Here is a 23,781-nt window from a genome sequence, read left to right on the forward strand (position 1 = left end):
GTCGCCCGCCGCCGGGTCGCCGGCCGCCGGATCGCCGGCCGTCACAAACCCGCCCGTCAACTAAATAAAAAAAGCCACGCAGCGGTCGCGCCGCTGCGTGGCTTTGTCCATGCCGCCTGAGCGTCAGACGCGCGCGGGCAGCACCACGCCCGAGCACTCGCCGAAGCCAATGCGCGGATAGCCCGCCTTCACGCATTCGGCGCGGATGATGATCTGGTCGCCATCCTGCAGGAAGGTGCGCTTCTCGCCCCACGGCAGTTCGATCGGCGCTTTGCCGCCATTGCTCAGTTCCAGCAGCGACCCCGCTTCCGAAGGCTGCGGGCCGGACAGCGTGCCGGTGCCCAGCATGTCGCCCGGCTGCAGGTTGCAGCCATTGACCGTGTGATGCGTGATGAGCTGCGCGACGTTCCAGTAGGCGTCGCGGAAATTGCTGCTGGACAGCTTCACCGGCGGCTTGCTGTCGGCGCGCGATTGTTCGGTGGTCATCAGCACCTGCATTTGGACGTCATACGCGCCCTTGGCCCGATTGGCGTCGGAGGCCAGGTAAGGCATCGGCTGCGGCTCGCCCGCGCCACGGGTCCATTGCGTGCGGAACGGCTCCAGCGCTTCCATCGTGACGATCCACGGCGAGATCGTGGACGCGAAGTTCTTGGACAGGAAGGGGCCGAGCGGCTGGTATTCCCAGGCCTGGATGTCGCGCGCCGACCAATCGTTCAGGATGCACAGGCCGAACACGTGCGAATCCGCGTCGGCCAGCGTGATGCGTTCGCCCTGCGCGTTGCCGGTGCCCACGAAAATGCCCAGCTCCAGTTCATAGTCCAGACGCGCGCAGGGGCCGAATTGCGGCGCTTCGCCTTCGTTGGCGGGACGCGTCTGGCCGACCGGGCGCGGGAATTTCTGGTCCACGCCAATGCTGGAGGCGCGGCCGTGATAGCCGATCGGCACCCACTTGTAATTGGGCAGCAGGGGGTTGTCGGGACGGAACTGCTTGCCCACGGCGGTGGCGTGGTGCACCGAGATATAGAAGTCGGTGTAGTCGCCGATGCGGGCGGGCGTGGTGTATTCGGCGTCAGCCTGCGCGACCAGCAGCGGTTCCACCGTGGCGCGCAGGGCGGCGCCTTCGCGCAGCGCGCGCGACAGGGCCAGGCGCAGCGCGCTCCAGTGCGATTGGCCCAGGGCCATCAGCGCATTCAGGCTATCGGTGGCGCAGGCGGCCAGGGCATCCGCGGCCAGGCCTTCGAACGGCTGCTTGCCGGCCAGCGCGGCCAGGTCCAGGATCTGGTCGCCGATGGCCACGCCGGGGCGGAAGGATTCCTGCGAGCCCTTGCGGCGGAATGCGCCGTAGGGCAGGTTCTGCACGGGGAAATCCGACGTGTCCGAATTGGCGCTGGCGACCCAGCTCTTCAAGGACGGGTCGTGGGTTTCGTTGATCGTGGTGGTCATGGCTGCGTGTCTCGGTCAGTGTGGTTATGGGGGGCTGGCCGGGCGCTCGAGCGGTTCGTGCGCCGGATGAATCAAACGCCAAACGGCGATGCGCTGTTCGCGCATCGCCGCCGGCAACAAAGGTTGACGCAGTCGCGTCACGCCTTCCTGGGATCGAAGTGCTTTGCGATGCCCTGCCAGCACCGGTAGTAATCGCCCTGCAATTCTACCGACGCCAGCGCCTGCTCCGTCGGGCGGATCACGCGGCGGGTCTCGAACATGAACGCCATCGTGTCGCGGATGTAATGCGCCTTGCTGGTGTCCGCGTGCGACGCCTTTTCAAACGTTTCGGCGTCGGGGCCGTGGCCGCTCATGCAGTTGTGCAGGCTGGCGCCGCCGGGCGCGAACCCGTCGGCCTTGGCGTCGTACACGCCCTGGATCAGGCCCATGAATTCGCTGGCGATGTTGCGATGGAACCAGGGCGGACGGAACGTGTTCTCCATGGCCAGGACGCGCGGCGGGAAGATGGCGAAGTCCATGTTGGCCGTGCCCGGGGTGTCCGACGGCGCCGTCAGCACCGTGAAGATCGAGGGATCAGGGTGATCGAAGCTGATCGAACCGATGGTGTTGAAGTGGCGCAGGTCGTACTTGTAGGGGGCGTGCGTGCCATGCCAGGCCACCACGTTCAGCGGCGAATGGTCGATCGCGGCACGCCAGAAGCCGCCCGTGAACTTGGCGATCAGTTCAAAGTCGCCGTCCACGTCTTCGTACCAGGCCACGGGCGTCTTGAAGTCGCGCGCGTTGGCCAGACAGTTCGAGCCGATGGGACCCAGTTCCGGCAGGCGCAGCGCCGCGCCGAAGTTTTCGAGCATGTAGCCGCGCGCCGTGCCGTCCAGCAGTTCCACGCGGAATCGCACGCCGCGGGGAATGACGGCGATCTCCAGCGGTTCCAGGTCGATAAGACCCAGTTCGGTGGCCAGGCGCAGGCGCCCCTCTTGCGGCACCAGCAGCAGTTCGCCGTCGGCGTTGTAGAAGAAGCGGCCTTGCATCGAGCGGTTGGCGGCATACAGATGGATGCCCACGCCGCCCTGTTCGTCGGGGCCGCCATTGCCGCCCCATGTCTTCACGCCTTCCAGAAAATCCGTGGGGGTATCGGGAATCGGCATCGGGCTCCAGCGCAGCTGGTTCGGCGTGACCGGGCCGTGGCCGAAGGTGCTCAGCCAGCCGGCGGCGCCGCCGAACGCTTCAAAGGGCTTGTGCTGCGCGCCCGGACGGATGCGGTACAGCCACGAACGGCGGTTTTCCGCGCGCGGCGCCGTGAAGGCGGTGCCGGACAGCTGCTCGGCGTACAGGCCGTAAGGACATTGCTGCGGTGAATTGCGGCCAGCGGGCAGGGCGCCGGGCAAGGCCTCGGTTGCGCATTCGTTGCCGAAGCCGGACTGATATTGCAGTTCCATGGAATCCTCCTGGGTGGCGGGCGCGGTGCTTGGCCGCGCAGCTTGGTGTGGTGGCGGGACGGGCGCCGCCCGAGCCGATGTGCCATTGTCGGAAAAAATCCCTGTTGCGGCTACGGGAATGCAAAAATAGCGACTATAAATTTCGTGAATAGTAGGGGGCGCCGATGGCCGAACTGCGCGATGTCGATCTGAACCTGTTGCTGCTGTTTCAACACCTGCTGGAAGACCGCAACCTGTCAGCGGTGGCGCGGCGCATGGACCTGTCGCAACCCGCGGTGAGCAATGCGCTGCGGCGCCTGCGCGTGGCATTCGGCGATGAACTCTTCGTACGTACCGCGCAGGGCATGCTGCCGACGCCGCGCGCCCAGCGCCTGGCCGGACCCGTCAGTGAAGCGCTGGGGTTGCTTTCGCAAGCCTTGCAGGACCAGGACGAGTTCGATGCGACGACCAGCACCCGGCGCTTTCGTGTGGCCATGACCGACGTCGGCGAAATCCACTTCATGCCGCGCCTCATGGAAGTCTGCGTGCAGAAGGCGCCGCACGTGCGCATCGACTCGGTGCGGGTGCTGGGGCCGGATCTGCCGCGCGAGATGGAGTCGGGCAGGGTGGACCTGGCAATCGGCGCGTTCGATGAGATGGGAGCCGGCACGCTGCAGCGGATGCTGTTTCGCCAGGGCTACGCCACGCTCTTCCGCCAGGCGCATCCCACCGCGCATGCGGGCATGGGGATCAAGGCGTTTCGCGCGGAGCGTCATCTGATCGTGTCGCGCGCGGCGCCTTATGGGCAGGTGAATCAGTCGATGGAGCGGGCCGGGGTGGACCTGGCCGAGCATTTCAGCGTGCCGCATTTTTCCGCGGTGCCCTATATCGTCAGCGCGACGGATTTGCTGGCAACCGTGCCGGAGAAGCTGGCGGCCAGCGCCGCCGCACCGTTCGGCCTGCGCTTCATGACCCCGCCGCTGAAAGTGCCCGCGCTGCAGACCAACATGTACTGGCAGCGCAGGGTGGATCGCGACGGCGGCAATCAGTGGCTGCGCGCGCTGATCGTCAATACCTTCGCGGTGGGCTCATGAGGGCGCGCGCGGCGCGTTGACGCCGACGCGGACCCACGCCGTTGGGATCGGACGCGCGCTGTCTTGAATTGCCGCCTTAAACCGCCTGCGTCACGGACGCGCGCGCATGTTGCAACGCTTCCTTCAGCAGCGGCAGGTCGCCCAGGTGGTTCGCCAGCAGCAGGATCAGCGCCGCATTCAGCTCCTGGCTCTGCTCGTTCGTCAGGTCGCGATGGGCGTCGATCAGCGCTTCATAGAAGTCGTCCGGCGCGCTCAGGTTGGTTTCGGTGATAAGCATGGTGACAACCTCGGGAATCACGCGCGGCCCGTCGCGCGCTGAACGGCGGCGGCAACGGCGTCGGGATTGAAAACGCGCCAGCGCGCGGCGATGTGCTGGTCGGGGCGGATCAGGTAGGCGGTGCCGTCCTGCGCGTCGTAGCGCTTGGCCAGGCAGCCTTCGCTGTCGCGCACCACGGGCACGTCCGCGGCCACGGCGGACAGGTCGCACTGCATATCGGCCACCAGCACGGCTTTGACGGGCACCGGCGCCATCCGCATCGCCTGCAACGCCATCAGCGTGTCGTGGCCGGGCAGCGCGCCGCCGCAGAACACCGCCAGCACAAACTCGCCATCCAGTTGCGACAGCCACCAGCCCGCTTCGCCCTGAACCTGCAACGGCGCATCCAGCGCCACCGCGCCCGGCATCATGCGGCCGGTGAAGGCGTCGGCATCCGGCGTGTTCAGGGGCGATCCGGCGTAGGTGGCCGGCAGCGAAAGCCGCCCACTGTTCACGAGCGATCGCGCAAACGGGTGGTCTTTCGCCAGGTTCAGCACTGCGTTGCGGAAGCTACGGCTGATGTCGCTCTTGGGCGTGATGAAGTCGGTGGCGCGCGACGAGTTCAGGATGTTCTCGTCGGCCGCGAATTCACGCTCGGCGCTGTAGCTGTCGATCAGCGTATCGGGCGCCAGGCCGGCCACGACAAGCTTGAGCTTCCACGCCAGGTTCTCGGCATCCTGCACGCCGCTGTTGGCGCCGCGCGCACCGAACGGCGACACGCGATGCGCGGAGTCGCCCGCGAACACGATGCGGCCGTGGCGGAACTTGTCCATGCGTTCGCACGCAAACGTGTAGACGCTGACCCATTCCAGTTCGAACTGCGCATCCGGACCCAGCAGCGCCCGGATGCGCGGCAGCACGTTCTCGGGCTTGACCGCTTCAACGGGGTCGGCGTTCCAGCCGAGCTGGAAATCGATGCGCCAGACGTTGTCGGGCTGCCGGTGCAGCAGCACGGATTGATTCGGGTGAAAAGGCGGATCGAACCAGAACCAGCGTTCGGACGGAAAATCCGCGGTCATCTTGACGTCGGCGATCAGGAAGCGGTCGCGGAAGATGCGGCCGTGGCTTTCCTGGCCGATCAGCTTGCGCACCGGCGATCGTGCGCCGTCACAGGCGATCAGCCAATCGGCATGCAGCGTGTACGGGCCTTCGGGCGTTTCGACGGTCAGCGTCACGCCGTCATTGCCCTGCATGACGCCGGCGACCTTGTTCTTCCAGCGCAGCTCGATGTTGGGCTGCTGGCGGGCCTGCTCGTATAGATAGCCTTCGGCGTAGTACTGCTGCAGATTGATGAATGCCGGCCGGCGGTGACCGGGTTCGGGCAGCAGGTCGAAGCGCCAGACTTCCTGTTCGCGGAAGAAAATCTTGCCCACGTTCCACGACACGCCCTTGTCGATCATGCGCTGGCCAACGCCCAGGCGATCCCAGATTTCGAGCGTGCGCTTGGAAAAGCAGATGGCGCGCGACCCTGTGGACAAGCGGTAGTCGTCGTCCAGCACCACCACGCGCACGCCCTGGCGCGCCAGGTCCAGCGCCGTGGTCAGGCCGACGGGGCCGGCGCCCACCACCACGACCTGATGGCGCGCCGGGTCGGCCGCCGTCTGGTCCGCATGCTTTTCATAGGCGAACTCCATCGCCTGAAAGTCGATGTCTCCCACGGTTGTCTCCTGTGTGGGTCATTTTTTTATTTATGCGGACACGCTGCGCCGCAAGGGTCGCGCGTGTCCGGTTCTTGCTTGTCTGGTCGGGGGTAGGGTCAGCCTTCCAGCTGGGCCCACATCTCCAGGTCGCGCTTGTCCGTCCAGATGCGCGGATGCGTGTGGCCCGACGCCTCGTCAAAGGCGCGCGACACGTCGAACGGCATGCAGTGGTCAAAGATGACCCAGTCGCTGTAGCGCGGCTTCATGAAGTCGTAGACCTCGCGGTAGATCGTCTTCAGGTCCTTGCCCTCGGACACGCCGCGGTTCACGGCGCCGTACAGGTCCGTCAGGAAGGCGCGCGTGCCGGCCAGGCCCTGGCGCACTTCGGTGGCGTTCTTGAGCGCCGGGCCGCGGCCGGGCACCATCTTCTCGGCTTCAAAGCCCGACAGTGCGTCCAGCGTGGTGGGCCAGTCGCGGAAGTAGGCGTCGCCGCAGTAGGGCGTGGACTGGTATTCGACCAGGTCGCCCGCAAACAGGATCTTCTGTTCCGGCAGCCAGGCGATGGTGTCGCCCTTGGTGTGGCCGCGGCCGACCTGCAGCAGCTTGACTTCCAGGTTGCCCAGGTTGACCGTCATTTCGCCCTTGAACGTCATCGTCGGCCAGACGAGACCCGGCGGAATCGATTCGGCGTTGCGGAACAGGCGGGGGAAACGGCCGATTTCGCTGGCCTTGTCCTGTTCGCCGCGTTCGGCGATCAGGTCGTAGGTGTCGCGGCTGGCCAGGATTTCCTGGGCGTTGTAGGCCGACGCACCGAACACGCGCACGGCGTGGTAGTGCGACAACAGGATGTACTTGATGGGCTTGTCCGTGACTTCGCGGATGCGGCGGATCACGTCCTGGGCCATGACGGGGGTGGCCTGGGTGTCGATCACCATGACGGCCTCGTCGCCGATGATCACACCCGTGTTGGGGTCGCCTTCGGCGGTGTAGGCATAGGCGTTGTCGGACAGCTTTTCGAACGAGACGACCTTGTCGTCCATGTCCGCGTGCGAGGCGAATTGCTTGCTCATGGAGGCTCCTTCCACTTTTATAGGAATAGGGTGTGTGGAAGGAAATATAGTCCCGCGTTAGTTTTCGTGCAATACGTTTGCTATAAACGAATTCCCCGGTTGTAACGGCGATTTCCCCAGGTGCGGCGGCCCGGCCCGGGTCAATTCCGCTGGCATTTCGGGCAGTAGTAAGTGGCCCGCTGCCCCTGGACGAAACGGCGGATTGGGGTGGCGCAGACCCGGCAGGGCAGGCCTTCGCGTTCGTACACGGCCGCGTGGATCTCGAAATAGGCCCCCGGCTCGCCGCTGGCGCCCACGTAGTCGCGCAGCGTGCTGCCGCCGGAGGTCAGTGCGTCGGCCAGCGTGGCGCGCACCATGTCGGCCAGCCGCTCGCAACGGGCCAGCGACAGCTTGTTCGCGGGCGTCTTGGGATTGATCCGGGCGCGGAACAGGCTTTCGGACGCATAGATATTGCCCACGCCGACCACCGCCATACCGGCCAGCAGCACCTGCTTGATGGCGGCGGAATGGTTCTGGAGATGCCGGTGCAGCCAGGCCCCGTCGAATCGCGGGTCGAAGGGTTCGATGCCCAGCTTGGCCAGCAACGGGTGCGCCTCGATGGGCCCGGCTTCGGCGTCGTGCCACAGCACCGCGCCGAAGCGCCGCGGATCGTGCAGGCGCAGGACTGCGCCGTCGAAGATCCATTCGACATGATCGTGCTTGCGCAGGAATTCACCGGGCGCCACGCTGCGCAGCGAGCCCGACATGCCCAGATGCACGATCTGGGTGCCATGTTCGAAGCGCAGGAGCAGGTACTTGCCGCGCCGCGCGCATTCCAGCACCGTGCGTCCGCCGATCAGGGACGGCAGCTCCGGCGGGATGGGCCAACGCATGCGGGGTTCGTGAACGACCAGTCGCGAGAGCGTCTGGCCGGTGATGATGGCGTCGATTCCTCGGCGCGTGGTTTCGACTTCAGGCAGTTCCGGCATGAGCCAGTGTAAGATCATCAATTGCGTGTACGAAGATTGTGCCATCAACCGGACGGGCCGCGTGAAGTCGTCTTTTAAACAAATGAATATCGGGATCGCCGCGTTGGGGCTTGCGCTGGCAGCAATCATGGCCCCGCCGGCCCAGGCCGCCGACGGCCGGACGCGTGACGCGACGGGCCCCCGGATGGCCCCCCAAAGCCGCCAGCCTGAGACCGAAGTCATCCGCCTGCGCCCAGGTCAACTGCCTTATGTGTCGCTGACCGGCGATATCTTCTACCGCGTACTGGCTTCCGAAATCGCCGCCCAGCGGGGCATGTACGGCACCGCCGCCACCACCATGGTCGGTCTGGCCCGTGACACCGGCGATCCCCGTCTTGCCCGCCGCGGCCTTGAATTCCAGCTTGCCGGCGGCAACCTGCCCGGCGCGCTGGACGCGGCCCGCGTCTGGGCCCGCCTGGCTCCCAACGACGTCGAAGCCAGCTCCACCGAGCTGGCGCTGGCGGCTGCCAATGGCCAGACCAAGGGCTTGGCCCAGGCCCTGCGCAAACGCATCGATTCCTCGCGCGACAAGCCCGCCGCCATCGGCCAGGCGCTTGCCGTGCTCAGCCGCCTGAACGACCGGCGCCTGGCGCTGCGCATCCTGGACGAATCCCTGAGCGACAGCGTGCGCAAGCTGCCCGCCGCCCATCTGGCGCTGGCCGATGTGGCCTCCGCGGCCGGCGACTACGAGCGTGCCGCGCAGGAATCCCGCGCCGCGCTGGCCGCTGATCCCAAATCCGAAGGCGCCGCCCAGCGCGTGCTGGAGTACGGTTCCAAGGTCGACCCCAAGCGCGCGCAAACCGAAGCCCGCACTTTCATCAACCGCAATCCGGGCGCCCGCAAGGTGCGCCTGATGCTGGCCGGTCAACTGGCCGACAGCGGCGACTACGACGCCGCGCTGGCCGAACTGCAAGCCATGTCGCGCCGGTCGCCTGAAGACTTCGACCTGCTCTTCATGCAGGCGCAACTGGCGTACAAGTCCGGGCAGCTTCCGCAGGCCAAGACCTTGCTGCAGCAGTATCTGGACGTCCAGAACCAGCGCCAGCGGGCCACGGTCCCGGGCGCCACCGACGCCGGCGCCGCCGCCGCCGATGCCCACGTGCTGCTGGCGCGCATCGCCGAAGACCAGGGCCATTACGACGAAGCCATCGCCGAACTCGGCCGCATCGATGACCCCACGCTGCGCTATTCCGTGCGCATGCGCCAGGCTGCGCTGCGCGCAAAGAGCGGCCGCGTGGACGACGCGCTGGCCATGATCGACTCGGCCGGCCCGCAGGACGAAGAAGAACGCGCCCTGGGCGCGCTGACCAAGGCGCAGATCCTGCGCGACGCCGACCGCATCGGCCAGGCGGTCACCGCCCTGGAAGCCGCCGACCAGGCGCTGCCGGACACGGTCGAAATCAAATACGAACTGGCGATGCTGTACGAACGCCAGAACCGCCTGGCTGACCTGGAGCGCATGCTGCGTCAGGTCATCGCGCTGGATCCGGACCACGCCCATGCGTACAACGCGCTGGGCTACACGCTGGCGGACCACAATCAGCGCCTGCCCGAGGCCCTGGACCTGATCACGCAGGCGCTGGAGTTGTCGCCCAACGATCCGTTCATTCTCGACAGCATGGGCTGGGTCAAATTCCGCATGGGCGACACCTCCGCCGCCGCGGATTATCTGCGCCGCGCCTACAGCGTGCGTCCCGAAGCCGACATCGCCGCGCATCTGGCCGAAGTGCTTTGGGCGCAAGGTAAGCGCGATCAGGCCATGGACCTGCTGCGCGCGGCCCTGCAGAAAGATCCCAAGAACAAGACGGTTCAGGACGTCGTGAAGCGTCTGGGGGTCAGCCTGTGACGGCAGTATTTGCAGGATTGCGCGGCGCCGCGGCCAGCGTGCGCTGGATGGCAATGGCGCTGTTGGCCTTCACCCTGGCGGCATGCACGTCCTTGCCCAAGCCGATCGAAGGCGCCAGCGCCGATGCGTTTTCGCGCATCGGGCGCTTTGCCATTACTGTCAACGAAGAAAGCGGCAAGCAAAACGCGGTGCAGGGCGGTTTTTCCTGGTCCGACGATGGCCGCCGTTATGTGCTGGACCTGACCAACCCGCTGGGCTCGACCGAAGCGCGTGTGGAAGGCGCCCCCGGCGCCGCCAGCCTTACCAAGGCAGACGGCACCCGCCTGGTCGCCGACAACCCGGATGCGCTTGCCGAAGACGCGCTGGGCAGCAGCATGCCGGTGTCCGGATTGCGCGACTGGCTGCGCGGCAAGCTGCCCGCAGACCCCGAGGCCACCGACGTCACCCGTGACGAACTGGGCCGCCCCGTGGCATTCGAACAGGGCGGCTGGCGCGCCAAGCTTTCCCGCTACGACGAGAAAGGCCCGCAACTGCTGGTGCTGGAGCGCCAGGAACCCGGACGCCGCATCCTCGTTCGGCTGGTCGTCAACCAGTCGTGAGCGCGCGCGGCGTCAGGCGCCGCGCCGGGTGATTCGGGTAAACCCTTATCACATCGCCTTCATTCCAATCAAGCGAATAACCGCCGCAAATCCGGGCGTGTTACCGCTTGAAATATATTGACTTCACTGAATAATTCTCCCTGCCCGCGCCCGGTTCGTGCGCGGCGCAGCAATTCGGGGTCGACGCTCGTCTGCCGCCACCCTTTTGGAGAATGGCCAATGTTCAGGAACACACGCATCGCGACGGTGCTATTGGGAATCATCGCGATATTTTTCACCTTCCAGTTGGTGATTGGCGGCATGGGCTTTGTTGCCCTGCGGCAGACCAACCACGATGTCGAGCAGCTTTATCGCCTGTCGGCGCAACAGGTCAATGCGGTCAATTCCGCGTCGCTGTCGCTCGTTGCGGCCCGCACGGACCTGAGCCGCTACGCCACGCGCGTCGCGCAGGGCAATACCGACGACAAGAGCTCGCTCCAGGCCGCGCGCCAGCGCATCGTGTCGGCCGATCGCGCCTTCCAAGGGTTCTCGGGCAGCCTGTCCGCCGAGGAAAAGGCCGAGTCCGCCGCCATCATCGACGCCTACACCAAGCTCAGCACCAACCTGCAGAACGTGGGCCGCGTCCTCGAAGCCGGCGACATGGACGCCTACTTCAAGCAGGGTACGCAGGCCGTGCAGGAGCGTCTCGTAAGCGAGCGCGACGCCTTCGTACTGCGTGCCGAGAGCACCGGGCAGACGGTCATGGATGAAATCTCCATGTTCCACACGCTGTTCAGTTCGCTGCTGGCCGGCATTCTGGCGCTGGGCCTGTTGATGGCCGTCGGCGCGCATGTGTTGATCCGCCGCATGATCGTGCGTCCGCTGCTGGAAGCGGGCGAAGTCTTCCGCCGCATCGCCGAAGGCGACCTGACGCGCCGCGTGGCGGATATGGGCAAGAACGAAATCGGCGCGCTGATCGGCGCCCTCAAGGCCATGCAGGACAGCCTGGTGCGCACCGTGTCGGCCGTGCGCCGCGGCGTTGACGAGATCAACGTCGGCGCTCGCGAAATTTCTTCGGGCAACACCGATCTGTCCAGCCGCACCGAAGAGCAGGCTGCGTCGCTCGAGGAAACCGCGGCCAGCATGGAAGAGCTGGCCACCACCGTGAAGCAGAATGCCGACACCGCACGCGAGGCCAATCGCATGGTGGCCGCGTCGCAGGCGGTTGCACAGCGCGGCGGCGAGGCCGTGTCCAGCGTGGTCGAAACCATGCATGCGATTTCGGGCAGCTCGTCGCGCATCGCCGACATCGTGGGCGTGATTGACGGCATCGCGTTCCAGACCAACATCCTGGCGCTCAACGCCGCGGTGGAAGCCGCGCGCGCCGGCGAGCAGGGCAAGGGTTTTGCGGTCGTGGCCAGCGAAGTGCGCACGCTGGCACAGCGCAGCGCCGCCGCCGCCAAGGAAATCAAGCAGCTCATCGAAGACTCTGCGCAGAAGGTCGGCGTGGGTTCGGAGCAGGTTGAAAATGCCGGCGCCACGATGCGCGAGATCGTCGAATCCGTGCAGCGCGTGACCAGCCTCATGGCTGAAATCTCGGCGGCTTCGGAAGAGCAGGCCACCGGCATCGACCAGGTCAACCGCGCGGTGTCGCAGATGGATAGCGTGACGCAGCAGAACGCGGCCTTGGTCGAAGAAGCCGCCGCTGCTGCTGGCGCCCTGGAAGAACAGGCGCGCCAACTGGCCGGCGCCGTGTCGGTGTTCAAGCTGCCGGACGGACAGGTCATCGACGCGCCTGCTGCACGCCTTGGCGGCAGCGTGACGCCGCAGTTGGCGTAAAGGCGCCACGGCGCGCCGGCCCGTCTCGCTAGAATGACGGATTGATCCGCACCGGTTGTCTTTCGTGACCCTCTACGACGTTCCCGCTCCCGCCAAGCTGAATCTCTTCCTGCACGTTGTGGGCCGCCGCGACGACGGCTATCACCTGCTGCAGACGGTGTTCCGCTTCATCGACCTGTGCGACACGCTGCACTTCGATGTGCGGTCCGATGGCGTCATCAGCCGCGCCACCGATCTGCCGGGTGTCCCCGAAGACCAGGACCTCACTGTGCGCGCCGCGCGCGCCCTGCAGAAGGCCACGGGCACGCGCCAGGGCGCGCAGATCAGCCTTGAAAAGCGCATTCCGCAAGGCGGGGGCTTAGGCGGCGGTTCCAGCGATGCGGCATCGGTGCTGATCGCCTTGAACAAGCTGTGGAACACGGGACTGTCGCGTCAGGAACTCATGGCGCTGGCGTTGCCGCTGGGCGCGGACGTGCCCGTCTTCGTCTTTGGCCAATCGGCATTTGCGCAGGGCATCGGCGAAGATCTCACCGCCGTGACGCTGCCCGAACGCGCCTATCTGGTGGCGCAACCGGATGCCAGCGTGCCGACTGTTGGAATATTTTCCGCACCCGATTTGACAAGGGATTCTTCTTACATCACAATAGCGGACTTTCTTGCTTCGCAAACATTTTTGCCAAGCGGATCCGGCGGTGAAGTTGCCAAAGGATGCGCGCTTTACGGAAAAAATGATTTGGAGCCGGTGGTCTACCGTCTTTATCCTGAAGTACTTGGGGCATCGCGGTGGCTTGCTGAGCGGGGTCTCCCTGTTCGCATGTCGGGATCAGGCGCGTGTTTATTCGCCGAATTTTCCGAAACATCGCAGGCCGTTTTGGCAGAACAAGAAATTACCGCTATAATGCGCGGCGCTGATAAAACATTCAGCCAAACGCATCCACGGTTTCGGTTAGTGCAGGCATGTACTGGGTTAGCTGAACATCCGTTGCGGAATTGGATTGCAAGATAGTTGGGGAGTCGCCAAGCTGGTTAAGGCACCGGATTTTGATTCCGGCATGCGAAGGTTCGAATCCTTCCTCCCCAGCCAACCGAATACATAAAAAAGCTGTTGAACACGCCTGTAAGACACTGGCCCGGGTTCAGCAGCTTTTTTATTTTCCGGATTCGCTGGTGCAAGTTGAACGTGCTTGTCCAAGTCACCCCGGGTATCACCCCGCATCATTCGCATCAATCGTTAGTGTCTCAAACGACCATCGCATCATCCATCATGGCAAACGATAGCTTCATGATTTTCACGGGCACCGCCAACACTCGGCTGGCCGTGGACGTAGTCAACCACCTCGACATGTCCCTGGGAAAGATGACCGTTGGTCGTTTTTCGGACGGCGAGGTGATGGTCGAGATCAACGAGAACGTGCGGGGTAAAGACGTCTTCGTCCTGCAGCCCACCTGTGCGCCTACGAACGACAACCTGATGGAAATCATGGTGATGGTCGATGCCCTGCGCCGCGCGTCGGCCGGCCGCATCACCGCCGCGATTCCCTATTTTGGCTATGCCCGCCAGGACCGCCGCCCGCGTTCGGCGCGCGTGGCCATCTCGGCCAAGGTCGTGGCCAACATGCTGCAAGTGGCTGGCGTTGACCGCGTCCTGACCATGGACCTGCACGCTGACCAGATCCAGGGTTTCTTCGACATTCCCGTGGACAACATCTACGCCGGTCCGATCCTGCTGGGCGACATCTGGCGCCGCAATTTCTCGAACCTGGTCGTGGTGTCCCCGGACATCGGCGGCGTGGTTCGTGCCCGCGCGCTGGCCAAGCAGCTTGAAGCCGACCTGGCCATCATCGACAAGCGCCGTCCGCGCGCCAACGTGTCGGAAGTGATGAACATCATCGGTGAAGTCGACGGCCGCACCTGCATCATCATGGACGACATGGTCGACACCGCCGGCACGCTGTGCAAGGCGGCCCAGGCCCTGAAAGACCGCGGCGCCGGCGCCGTTTACGCCTATTGCACGCACCCCGTGCTGTCGGGCGGCGCCATCGACCGCATCGAAGCGTCGGAACTCGACGAACTCGTCGTCACCGACACCATCCCGCTGTCCGAGCAAGGCCAGGCCAGCGGCAAGATCCGCCAGCTGTCGTGCGCCGCGCTGCTGGGCGAGACCATCCTGCGTATTTCCAACGCCGAATCGGTCAGCTCGCTGTTCGTCGATTGACGCGTAGGCGTTGATCGGGCCACAGCCCACATTTGCAGTTCTTTGCGCCTCGCTGGTCGCGGCAAGGCGCAAACAAGCACGGCGCGCCCTTTGCGCGCCGTGAATTCAACCGGTGAAGTCTCTTCACCTTTATCGTTTCGGAGTTATCCATGAAATTTACTGCCACTGCGCGTAGCGTCCAGGGTTCGAGTGCGAGCCGCCGCCTGCGCCGCGCGGGCCGCGTTCCCGCCATTGTTTATGGTGGTACGGCTGCCCCCCTGAACATCGAACTCGACCACAACGAGATCTACCACGCGCTGCGCAAGGAAGAATTCCACGCATCGATCCTGCAAATGCAGCTCGAAGGCGCCAAGGATGAGCAAGTTCTGCTGCGTTCGGTTCAATGGCACGCCTACAAGCCGCAAGTCCTGCACGTGGACTTCCAGCGCGTTGACGCCAACCAAGCCCTGCGTACCAAGGTGCCGCTGCACTTCGTGAACGCTGAAATCTCGCCGGCTGTGAAGCTGAGCGGCGCCATCATCAGCCACGTGACGACCGAACTGGAAATCACCTGCCTGCCGTCGGCTCTGCCCCAGTTCATCGAAGTGAACCTGGCTGACGTCCTGGCCGGCGGTTCGATCCACCTGGCCGACATCAAGCTGCCCATGGGCGTGACGTACGTCCCCCACGGCGGTGAAGACAACCCCCTGCTGGCCGCTGCGGTCACCAAGGGTGGCGCTGCCGCCGCCGACGACGCCGAAGAAGCTGCTCCGGCAGCCTAAGTCCTGCAGGAAAGCCTTTGCGGCTTTCCCGCGGCTTACGCCCGAAACCCTGCGTGTGCATTTGCATCCGCAGGGTTTTTTGGTTTAAACACCCCCATCATGTCTACTCCCATACGCCTCATCGTGGGACTGGGTAATCCAGGTCCCGACTACGAAACCACCCGGCACAACGCCGGCTTCTGGCTGGCCGACCATCTGGCGGACGATCTGCGCACTTCTTTTGCGCTCGAGAAATCCTTTTTCGGCATGGTGGCCAAATCGCGCCTGGGCGCGGACAACGTCCTGCTGCTCAAGCCCAACACCTACATGAACCGTTCCGGCCAGGCGGTCGGCGCGCTGGCGCGCTTCTACAAGCTGACGCCCGAAGAAGTGCTGGTGCTGCACGACGAACTGGACCTCATGCCCGGTCAGGTCAAGCTCAAGCAGGGCGGCGGCCACGCCGGCCACAACGGCCTGAAGGACATCCAGGCTGCGCTCGGCAGCCCCAACTTCTGGCGCCTGCGCATCGGCATCGGCCATCCGCGCACGTTGGGCCTGGCGCAACAGGTCGCCGACTTCGTCCTGCACCCGCCGCGCCGCGAAGAGCAAAAGGAAATCGAAGCCGTCATCGACCGCTGCCGCGCCGTCGTGCCGTCCATGCTGGCCGGTGACTTCGCACTCGCCACCCGTCAGTTGCATAGCGGCAACGAGTCCTGATGACAAAACGCCAGCCCAACGGGAAGATGCGTTTTCGCAGCGAGATCGCCGACTTCTGGCGCTTCATCCGCCATCCGCATCCGCTGTCGCGCCTGCCGAACCGGGCAGGTGGCAGCGGGCTGGTCGCCGACTGGTGGCCGGGCATCGGACCGGGACGCCTCCTGGCCTGGGCCGCCGTGCTGTGGGTCATCAATCTTTTTGCGCTGGGGCCCGTGGCCGTCGTCGCGGCCGGACTGGGCGGCGTCTCGCATCGCCTGGATCCCCACAACATTCCGTGGCTGACCGCGGTGCTGTGGGCGCCGCTCGTCGAAGAAATGCTGTTCCGCTACGGCCTGCGCCGGCCGCGTCAGGCGCTGTGGCTGATTCCCGCTCTGGTGCCCGTCGTGCTGTGGGGGCCGAAGCTCTGGACGGGGCTGCTGCTGGCTGCGTTCATTCTGCTGGCGGTGTGGGGGCTGCGCGCACGCCCTGAGCCCCTGAAAGGCTGGGACACGAGCTGGCGCAGGTATTACCTGCAGCACTATGGCGTCGTGTTTCATCTGATCGCGCTGACGTTTGCGGCGGTTCACCTCACCAACTTCGTCTACAACAAGACCCCGTACTGGCTGCTGCCGCTGCTGGTGCTGCCGCAATGGCTGACCGGGCTGGTGCTGGGATGGATGCGCGTGCGGCGGGGCATCGGGGCGGCGATTTTGCTGCACTCGGTGTTCAATGCCGGGCCGATTTTGATGATCTGGCTCGTTATGCGCTACGCGCCGACGGCGGCCGGTTAAGTTTCGCTGCCGGGGCGCTCGGCGCCCGGCGCTCGGCGCCCGGCGCTCGACGCCCGGTCCGAACGGAGGCGGGCTGGGCTGGTCTGATGATGGCAATTCGCGGGCGCCGTTCTTAGGATCGCAGCGGGATCGCATCGAGGTCACTTCGGGGCCGCATCCCCCCTCCGCCCACACGGCGTCGTTTCGCCCCGCCGGGGTAAACTACGCCGTTAACGCTCAATACCGTACTTACACAGGATTCCCATGGCTCTGCAATGCGGCATCGTCGGCCTGCCCAACGTTGGCAAATCGACACTCTTCAACGCTTTGACCCGCGCCGGCATCGCCGCCGAGAACTATCCGTTCTGCACCATCGAGCCCAACGTCGGCGTCGTCGAAGTGCCGGATCCGCGCCTGCAGAAGCTGGCTGAAATCGTCAAGCCCGAACGCATCCTGTCCGCCACCGTCGAATTCGTCGACATCGCGGGCCTGGTCGCCGGCGCGAGCAAGGGTGAAGGCCTGGGCAACCAGTTCCTCTCGCACATCCGCGAAACCGACGCCATCGTCAACGTCGTGCGCTGCTTCGAAGATCCCAACGTGATCCACGTTGCCGGCAAGGTCGACCCGATCGCCGACATCGAAGTCATCGAAACCGAGCTGGCCCTGGCCGACCTGCAGACCGCCGAAAAGGCCCTGCAACGCCACCAGAAGACCGCACGCTCGGGCGACAAGGAATCGCAACGCATCGTCGCCGTGCTGGAAAAGTGCATCGCCCAGCTCAACGAAGCCAAGCCCATCCGCGCGCTGGACCTGACCACCGAAGAAAAGGCCGACATCGCCCAGCTCTGCTTCATCACCGCCAAGCGCGCGATGTACGTGGGCAACGTTGCTGACGACGGCTTCACCAACAACCCGCTGCTGGACCGCCTGACCGAATTCGCCGCCGCCCGCAACGCGCCCGTCGTGGCCATCTGCGCCGCCATCGAATCCGAAATCGTCGACCTCGACGACGCCGACCGCGAAGCCTTCCTGAAAGACATGGGCATGGAAGAACCAGGCCTGAACCGCCTGATCCGCGCCGCCTTCAAGCTGCTGGGCCTGCAAACCTACTTCACCGCCGGCGTGAAGGAAGTCCGCGCCTGGACCGTGGCCATCGGCGCCACCGCGCCCCAAGCCGCCGGCGTCATCCACACCGACTTCGAACGCGGCTTCATCCGCGCGCAGACCATCTCGTACGAGGACTACATCACGTATAAGGGCGAGCAGGGCGCAAAGGAAGCCGGGAAGATGCGCGCGGAAGGCAAGGAATACATCGTGCAGGACGGCGATGTGATGAATTTCTTGTTTAACGTCTGACGATTTTTGCTGAATCTCGGTGGCGTTCAGTAGCGCTTGGTGGACAGATTGACCCGTTTTAAATCAATGGGTTGCGTAAACAATACGGTCTACTGAGCGTTCCTATTGTTCATCGAGGTCTGAAAAATTCGGGGGTAGCGTTGGGGGTACTCGTGTTCAACCGTGGGGGTACATCTCCCCGCAGTGGAGTCCAACGATGCCCGAGAATCTACTCACCGACACCAAGGTCAGGTCGGCCAAATCGACTGATCGAGATTGGAAACTGTCAGACAGCGGGGACCTGTTCCTGCTGGTCAAGCCCACCGGCGGCAAGCTCTGGCGGTGGAAGTACCGCCTGCAAGGCAAGGAGAACCTCTTTGCCATTGGCGGCTTTCCCCAAATAAGCCTTGCAGAGGCGCGTGCTGCCCGCGAGAAAGCGCGTGCCTTGGTCAAGCAAGGTATCCACCCTGCGCATGAGCGGCGGCAGGTCAAAGAGCGCGACCTGGAGGCGCTGGAGGAACGCAAGCGCGCAAAGGAAAGCTCGTTCGCCAAGGTGGCGCAGGCGTACCTGGCCGAGATCAAGTCAGTCTTTGCGCTCAGTTCCTACCGCACGAAAGAGTCCCGCATCAGGAAGTACCTGTCGCCCAAGTTCGATGGGATGCCGATGAGCGACATTGGCGTGAAGCAGAATCGCCCGCTGCTGGAGGAGTGCAAGTCCCACGGTGCGTGGGCGGCCATCCATGTCAAAGGCGATCTTTCGGCCATCTTCGAATTCGCGGTGGTTCGTGGGCTGGTCGAGGCAAATCCAAATCCCAGCCTGCGAGGGCTGCCACGCGTGCCGCTCAGCGAGAGCAAGGCGGCGATGACGCGAGAGCAAATCCAGAGGTTTTATCAGGGTTGCGCGGCTACCGGGGCTATCCGGAAACCTCGTTGTGCTTGCGGTTGATCGCTCTGACCGCCTGCCGTCCAGGGGAAGCGGCGGATGCCGAGTGGGACGAGTTCGACTTTGAGGATGCACTGTGGCGTCGGCCTGCGGCGAAGATGAAGGCGCGGCGTGACCATGTCAGTCCGTTGTCCAAGCAGGCCATAGCGGTGCTGAAAGACTTGCAGCACATCACGGGTGGCGGGCGCTATCTGTTTCCGCACCGAAGCGGAAAGGGCTTCACTACGCCCAATCGGCTCACCTACGCGATGCGCGACATGAATCTGGGCCTGGGTACGACGCCGCATTGCTGGCGGACGACCTTTTCAACCTGGGCCAATGAGAACGGATACCGGCCTGATGCGATTGAACGGCAGCTTGCACACGTGGAAAGCAATAAGGTGCGGGCGACGTACAACAAGGCGCTGCTGCTGGATCAAAGAAGGACACTGTTGCAGGACTGGGCGGACTATCTGAGTGCGGCGGGGGACAGCGGCACGGCATAGAGAAGAGTTGGCTGGGTGTTGCAGAACGAATGGACAGGGCGGCCTTTTCCTTTTCTGGGAAGGGCCGTTGTCCCTTGAGTGCCGTTCCCTTGCCATTTGCCTTTGCCCAAGGCTGGGCGCTGGAAATGGGGTATGCAATGAAATAAATGGGGTAATTTTTCAGTTATTACCCCTTTTTTTTTGGATTCACGTCGCCTATTTTTTTCTTCCCGGTCAGCCATGCCAGCCCCTCACGACCGGTCCTGTGTTCAGAAATGGGGTAGTCAAACCTCGTTAATGAGGTATTTTTAGAGACAATGCCCCATTTAATGGCTATGATTACCCCATTTAGATAGTCCAGCCTTACATTCCCATGCACTCGCTCACACCCGAGTACCTTGCCGCGCTTCGCTTCGATGGCATCCAGGCCGCCACGTTGCGCACACTGGGCGAGTACCAGGGTAAGCAGCAACTCTACGCCGCGCAGTCGCCCGAAGCCCTCAAGGGGCTACGCCAGATCGCGGTGGTGGAGTCCACCGAGTCGTCCAACCGGCTGGAAGGCGTTGTCGTAGCGCCCTCGCGGTTGAAGTCCCTGGTCATCCGCAACGCAACGCCAAAGAGCCGTTCCGAACAGGAGATCGCCGGCTACCGTGATGCCCTGGCGCTGATCCACGAGTCCGCTGCGCACATGCCCTTCAGCGAAAGCGTGGTACTGCAACTGCACACCCTGCTGTATCGCTACATGCCGCAGGCGGGCGGACGCTGGAAGGCCACCAATAACGACATCATTGAGCGTCACCCGGATGGCACTTCGCGTCTGCGCTTCCAGCCGGTGGCTGCGCATCTCACGCCGATGGCCATGGCTGATCTGACAGGGCGCTACGCCACTGCACTGGACCAGCACCTGGCCGACCCGTTGGTACTGGTGCCGCTGGCGATGCTCGACTTACTGTGCATCCACCCTTTCCCGGACGGTAACGGTCGCATGTCCCGCTTGTTGACCCTGCTGCTGCTCTACCACTTCGACTATGCCGTGGGCCGCTACATCAGCTTGGAACGCATCTTCGAGGACACCAAGGAAGGTTATTACGAGACCCTGGAAGCCAGCTCGCAGGGTTGGCATCAGGGGCAGCACGACGTTAAGCCCTGGCTCGACTACTTCTGGGGTGCCTTGCTGCGAGCCTACCGTGAGTTCGAGGAGCGTGTCGGCACCATCGAACGTGGCCGTGGCAGCAAGGGCGACCGGGTGCGTGCGGAGATCCTGGGGCGTAGTCTTCCGTTCTCGATTTCTGAGATCGAAGAGGCCTGCCCGGGTGTGAGCCGGGACATGGTACGGCTGGTATTGCGGGTGATGAAGTCAGAGGGACTGATCGAATCGACCGGCAAGGGACGTGGAGCAAAGTGGCTTCGCATCAATCAAGTGGGTGAGGAATGAAGACTAGAAAAAGTATTTTCAGCCTCGACATCCGCGACGATCACACTTGCAGCAACGTGCCCGCGTTCCAGACCGAGGAAATGATCGCAGTTAGTAGCCAAGGCTTCCTCATCGCCAGGGAGGCTAGGCATGTCTAAATCCGAGGCACAGACACGAGCCGACTTGATCGACCAGCAACTCGCGTTATCAGGCTGGAACGTCAAAGACCCGACTCAGGTCGTCGAAGAATTCGACATCCTCACTGCGCTAACAGAGGGTGTGGCCGAACCACGCACCCCATATCAGGGCCATCAGTTCAGCGATTACGTCTTACTGGGCAAAGACGGTAAGCCACTGGCTGTGATCGAGGCCAAAAAAACCCTCCGAGATGCCGCGCTTGGCCGTGAGCAAGCCAAGCAGTACTGCTACAACATTCAGAAGCAACTGGGCAGCGAACTGCCATTCTGCTTCTACACCAACGGCCTCGAAACCTTTTTCTGGGATTTGGAGAATGCACCGCCCCGCAAGGTTGTCGGCTTTCCCACCCGCGATGATCTGGAGCGCGTTGCCTACATCCGTCGCAATCGCAAGCCGCTGACGCAAGAGTTCATCAATACCTCCATTGCAGGCCGGGACTATCAGATCCGCGCCATTCGCTCGGTGCTCGAAGGCATCGAACAGAAAAAACGCGATTTCCTGCTGGTGATGGCAACCGGCACGGGCAAAACGCGCACCTGCATTGCCATGGTCGATGCCTTGATGCGTGCTGGGCATGCAGAAAAGGTGCTGTTCCTCGTGGACCGTATCGCGTTGCGAGAACAGGCACTGGCAGCCTTCAAGGAGCATCTGCCCAACGAGCCTCGCTGGCCCAACGTGGGTGAAAAGCTCATTGCCAAGGATCGCCGTATCTATGTAGCGACTTACCCAACGATGCTCAACATCATCCGCGATGAAGTCCAGCACCTGTCACCGCACTTCTTCGACTTTATCGTCGTGGACGAAAGCCATCGGTCCATCTACAACACCTACGGCGAAATCCTCGACTACTTCAAAACCATCACCCTCGGTCTGACTGCCACGCCGACCGACATCATCGACCACAACACCTTCCAGCTCTTCCACTGCGAAGACGGTTTGCCTACCTTCGCCTATACCTTCGAAGAGGCCGTCAATCGCGTTCCGCCCTATCTCTGCAACTTCCAGGTCATGAAAATCCAGACCCGGTTCCAGATGGAAGGCATCAGCAAGCGCACCATTTCACTGGAAGACCAGAAAAAGCTCATCCTGCAGGGCAAGGACATCGAAGAGATCAACTTCGAAGGCACCCAGCTTGAAAAGCAGGTCATCAACAAGGGCACCAACACCCTGATCGTCAGGGAGTTCATGGAGGAGTGCATCAAGGACGGCAACGGCGTGCTGCCCGGCAAGACGATCTTCTTCTGCTCCTCCAAGGCCCATGCCCGTCGCATCGAGGAAATCTTCGACAAGCTTTATCCCCAATACCATGGTGAACTGGCCAAGGTGCTGGTCTCGGATGACCCCCGCGTCTACGGCAAGGGCGGCCTGCTCGATCAGTTCACCAACAACGACATGCCACGCATTGCCATCAGCGTGGATATGCTCGATACCGGCATCGACGTGCGAGAAATCGTCAATCTGGTCTTTGCCAAACCGGTGTATTCCTACACCAAGTTCTGGCAGATGATCGGTCGCGGCACCCGCCTGTTAGAAGCCAGCAAGCCCAAGCCTTGGTGTACCGAGAAGGACGTATTCCTGATTCTCGATTGCTGGGACAACTTCGAATACTTCAAGCTGCAACCCAAGGGCAAGGAACTCAAACCCCAGCTACCGCTGCCCGTGCGCTTGGTGGGCCTGCGCATCGACAAGATCGACAAGGCCATTGCCACAAACCAAATCGACATCACTGAACGCGAGGTGGCCAAACTGCGCTGGCAGATCGCGACACTGCCGAAAGACTCTGTGGTGATCAAGGACGCTGCTGTCGCACTGGCCAGGTTGGACGAAGAGAACTTCTGGATCAACCTCACGCCCCAGAAGCTGGAATTTCTGCGCGCTGAAATCAAGCCGTTATTTCGTACCGTCTCGGAAGCCGACTTCAAGGCCATGCGTCTCGAACGCGATGTGCTCGAATACTCGCTGGCCGTACTCAATGAAGACAGAGAGCAGGCCGACACGCTCAAAGAGGGCATCGTCGAACAGATTGGTGAATTGCCACTCTCGGTCAGTTTCGTCAAGCAAGAAGAAGCCTTGATCCGCGCCGCACAGGCCAGCCATTACTGGGCTACGGCCGACGAAGATGCCTTCGATGAGTTGGTGGCCAAGCTCGGCCCGCTGATGAAATTCCGCGAGCAGATGGCCAGCCCGGGGCCAGCGCATCTGGATCTCACCGACATACTGTACAACAAGGAACGGGTCGAGTTCGGCCCCCAGCACGAAGCGGTGAGCATCAGTCGTTACCGGGAAATGGTTGAAGCGCTGATTACCGAACTCACTGAGCACAACCCAGTGCTGCAGAAGATCAAGAGCGGCGAAACGGTGAGTGCAGACGAGGCCAACCAACTGGCTGAACTGCTGCATGAAGAACATCCACACATCACTGAAGACTTGCTGCGCCAGGTCTACAAGAACCGCAAGGCGCGCTTTATCCAGTTCATCCGGCACATCCTCGGCATCGAAGTCCTGCAGAGTTTCCCTGACGAAGTTAGCGCTGCGTTCGACCAGTTCATTCGCGCCCACACCACCTTGTCCAGCCGCCAGATGGAGTTCCTTAATCTGTTGAAGAACTTCATCATCGAGCGCGAAAAGGTGGAGAGAAGAGACCTGATCACCGCCCCCTTCACGGTCATCCACCCGCAAGGCATCCGTGGCGTGTTCAGCCCGGCAGAAATCAACGAAATCCTGCTGCTGACCGAACGCTTGGCAGCTTAAGGAACAA

20 protein-coding genes and 1 tRNA gene are annotated in these 23,781 nt (G+C 63.3%); 15 read left to right on the forward strand and 6 right to left on the reverse strand.

The features are described 5' to 3' along the window. Positions 1-123: 123 nt before the first annotated feature. A complete protein-coding gene (gene fahA, locus B2W22_RS22590) occupies positions 124-1,443 on the reverse strand; it encodes a fumarylacetoacetase (RefSeq protein WP_175184653.1) in 1,320 nt (439 codons plus the stop codon). Positions 1,444-1,580: 137 nt separating this feature from the next. Then, complete coding sequence (gene hmgA, locus B2W22_RS22595; RefSeq protein ID WP_286939611.1) at positions 1,581-2,879, reverse strand: homogentisate 1,2-dioxygenase; 1,299 nt, start codon at positions 2,877-2,879, stop codon at positions 1,581-1,583. A 164-nt stretch (positions 2,880-3,043) separates the two neighbouring features. Between hmgA and B2W22_RS22600 the strand changes: the two genes are divergently transcribed. Then, entirely contained in the window at positions 3,044-3,952 is a 909-nt protein-coding gene (locus B2W22_RS22600) for a LysR family transcriptional regulator (protein WP_175122534.1), read from the forward strand. Positions 3,953-4,028: 76 nt separating this feature from the next. Here the strand turns inward: B2W22_RS22600 and B2W22_RS22605 are convergent, their stop codons facing one another. From B2W22_RS22605 to mutM, 4 genes are all read right to left on the reverse strand, one after another. Continuing rightward, positions 4,029-4,229 (reverse strand): DUF2783 domain-containing protein, encoded by a 201-nt coding sequence (locus B2W22_RS22605; RefSeq protein WP_175122535.1) that lies wholly within the window; start codon positions 4,227-4,229, stop codon positions 4,029-4,031. A gap of 17 nt (positions 4,230-4,246) precedes the next feature. Beyond that, the gene (locus B2W22_RS22610) at positions 4,247-5,926 is read right to left on the reverse strand and encodes an FAD-dependent oxidoreductase (RefSeq protein WP_286939612.1); all 1,680 of its coding nucleotides are present in this window, start codon (positions 5,924-5,926) and stop codon (positions 4,247-4,249) included. Positions 5,927-6,024: 98 nt separating this feature from the next. After that, positions 6,025-6,978, reverse strand: coding sequence for an MBL fold metallo-hydrolase (locus B2W22_RS22615; protein ID WP_286939613.1), 954 nt, complete (start codon positions 6,976-6,978; stop codon positions 6,025-6,027). Between the two features lie 140 nt (positions 6,979-7,118). Next, positions 7,119-7,946, reverse strand: a complete 828-nt coding sequence (gene mutM, locus B2W22_RS22620; RefSeq protein WP_286939614.1) for a bifunctional DNA-formamidopyrimidine glycosylase/DNA-(apurinic or apyrimidinic site) lyase — start codon at positions 7,944-7,946, stop codon at positions 7,119-7,121. Between mutM and B2W22_RS22625 the strand changes: the two genes are divergently transcribed. From B2W22_RS22625 to B2W22_RS22690, 14 genes are all read left to right on the forward strand, one after another. Beyond that, positions 7,945-9,831, forward strand: coding sequence for a tetratricopeptide repeat protein (locus B2W22_RS22625; protein WP_286939615.1), 1,887 nt, complete (start codon positions 7,945-7,947; stop codon positions 9,829-9,831). The genes mutM and B2W22_RS22625 overlap by 2 nt on opposite strands. A gap of 47 nt (positions 9,832-9,878) precedes the next feature. Then, entirely contained in the window at positions 9,879-10,430 is a 552-nt protein-coding gene (lolB, locus tag B2W22_RS22630) for a lipoprotein insertase outer membrane protein LolB (RefSeq protein ID WP_286939656.1), read from the forward strand. Positions 10,431-10,649: 219 nt separating this feature from the next. Continuing rightward, positions 10,650-12,248 (forward strand): methyl-accepting chemotaxis protein, encoded by a 1,599-nt coding sequence (locus tag B2W22_RS22635; protein ID WP_191577961.1) that lies wholly within the window; start codon positions 10,650-10,652, stop codon positions 12,246-12,248. Positions 12,249-12,312: 64 nt separating this feature from the next. Further along, on the forward strand, positions 12,313-13,254 hold the full coding sequence (ispE, locus tag B2W22_RS22640) for a 4-(cytidine 5'-diphospho)-2-C-methyl-D-erythritol kinase (protein ID WP_286939616.1): 942 nt from the start codon (positions 12,313-12,315) through the stop codon (positions 13,252-13,254). A gap of 1 nt (position 13,255) precedes the next feature. Beyond that, positions 13,256-13,332, forward strand: a tRNA-Gln gene (locus B2W22_RS22645). A 180-nt stretch (positions 13,333-13,512) separates the two neighbouring features. Continuing rightward, on the forward strand, positions 13,513-14,463 hold the full coding sequence (locus tag B2W22_RS22650; RefSeq protein WP_006227587.1) for a ribose-phosphate pyrophosphokinase: 951 nt from the start codon (positions 13,513-13,515) through the stop codon (positions 14,461-14,463). A gap of 149 nt (positions 14,464-14,612) precedes the next feature. Beyond that, positions 14,613-15,224, forward strand: a complete 612-nt coding sequence (locus B2W22_RS22655) for a 50S ribosomal protein L25/general stress protein Ctc (protein ID WP_175122543.1) — start codon at positions 14,613-14,615, stop codon at positions 15,222-15,224. A gap of 99 nt (positions 15,225-15,323) precedes the next feature. Further along, complete coding sequence (gene pth / locus B2W22_RS22660) at positions 15,324-15,920, forward strand: aminoacyl-tRNA hydrolase (protein WP_175122544.1); 597 nt, start codon at positions 15,324-15,326, stop codon at positions 15,918-15,920. Next, positions 15,920-16,690 carry a type II CAAX prenyl endopeptidase Rce1 family protein gene (locus B2W22_RS22665; RefSeq protein ID WP_175122545.1) on the forward strand — a complete coding sequence of 257 codons (771 nt, stop codon included), beginning with the start codon at positions 15,920-15,922 and terminating at the stop codon, positions 16,688-16,690. Before pth ends, B2W22_RS22665 begins: the two co-directional genes overlap by 1 nt. Before the next feature lie 243 nt (positions 16,691-16,933). Continuing rightward, entirely contained in the window at positions 16,934-18,025 is a 1,092-nt protein-coding gene (gene ychF, locus B2W22_RS22670) for a redox-regulated ATPase YchF (RefSeq protein WP_175122546.1), read from the forward strand. A 196-nt stretch (positions 18,026-18,221) separates the two neighbouring features. Continuing rightward, positions 18,222-18,950 (forward strand): tyrosine-type recombinase/integrase, encoded by a 729-nt coding sequence (locus B2W22_RS22675; RefSeq protein WP_286939620.1) that lies wholly within the window; start codon positions 18,222-18,224, stop codon positions 18,948-18,950. Next, positions 18,941-19,432 carry a tyrosine-type recombinase/integrase gene (locus tag B2W22_RS22680; protein WP_286939622.1) on the forward strand — a complete coding sequence of 164 codons (492 nt, stop codon included), beginning with the start codon at positions 18,941-18,943 and terminating at the stop codon, positions 19,430-19,432. The genes B2W22_RS22675 and B2W22_RS22680 overlap by 10 nt, the downstream gene beginning before the upstream one ends. Positions 19,433-19,784: 352 nt before the next feature. Beyond that, on the forward strand, positions 19,785-20,846 hold the full coding sequence (locus B2W22_RS22685; protein WP_286939623.1) for a Fic family protein: 1,062 nt from the start codon (positions 19,785-19,787) through the stop codon (positions 20,844-20,846). A 129-nt stretch (positions 20,847-20,975) separates the two neighbouring features. Then, positions 20,976-23,774: a DEAD/DEAH box helicase family protein gene (locus B2W22_RS22690; protein WP_286939624.1), complete on the forward strand. Its 2,799-nt coding sequence runs from the start codon at positions 20,976-20,978 to the stop codon at positions 23,772-23,774. The last annotated feature ends 7 nt before the right edge of the window (positions 23,775-23,781 follow it).

This window comes from Achromobacter sp. UBA4530 (genome assembly GCF_002388205.1).
Lineage (GTDB): Bacteria > Pseudomonadota > Gammaproteobacteria > Burkholderiales > Burkholderiaceae_B > Achromobacter > Achromobacter animicus.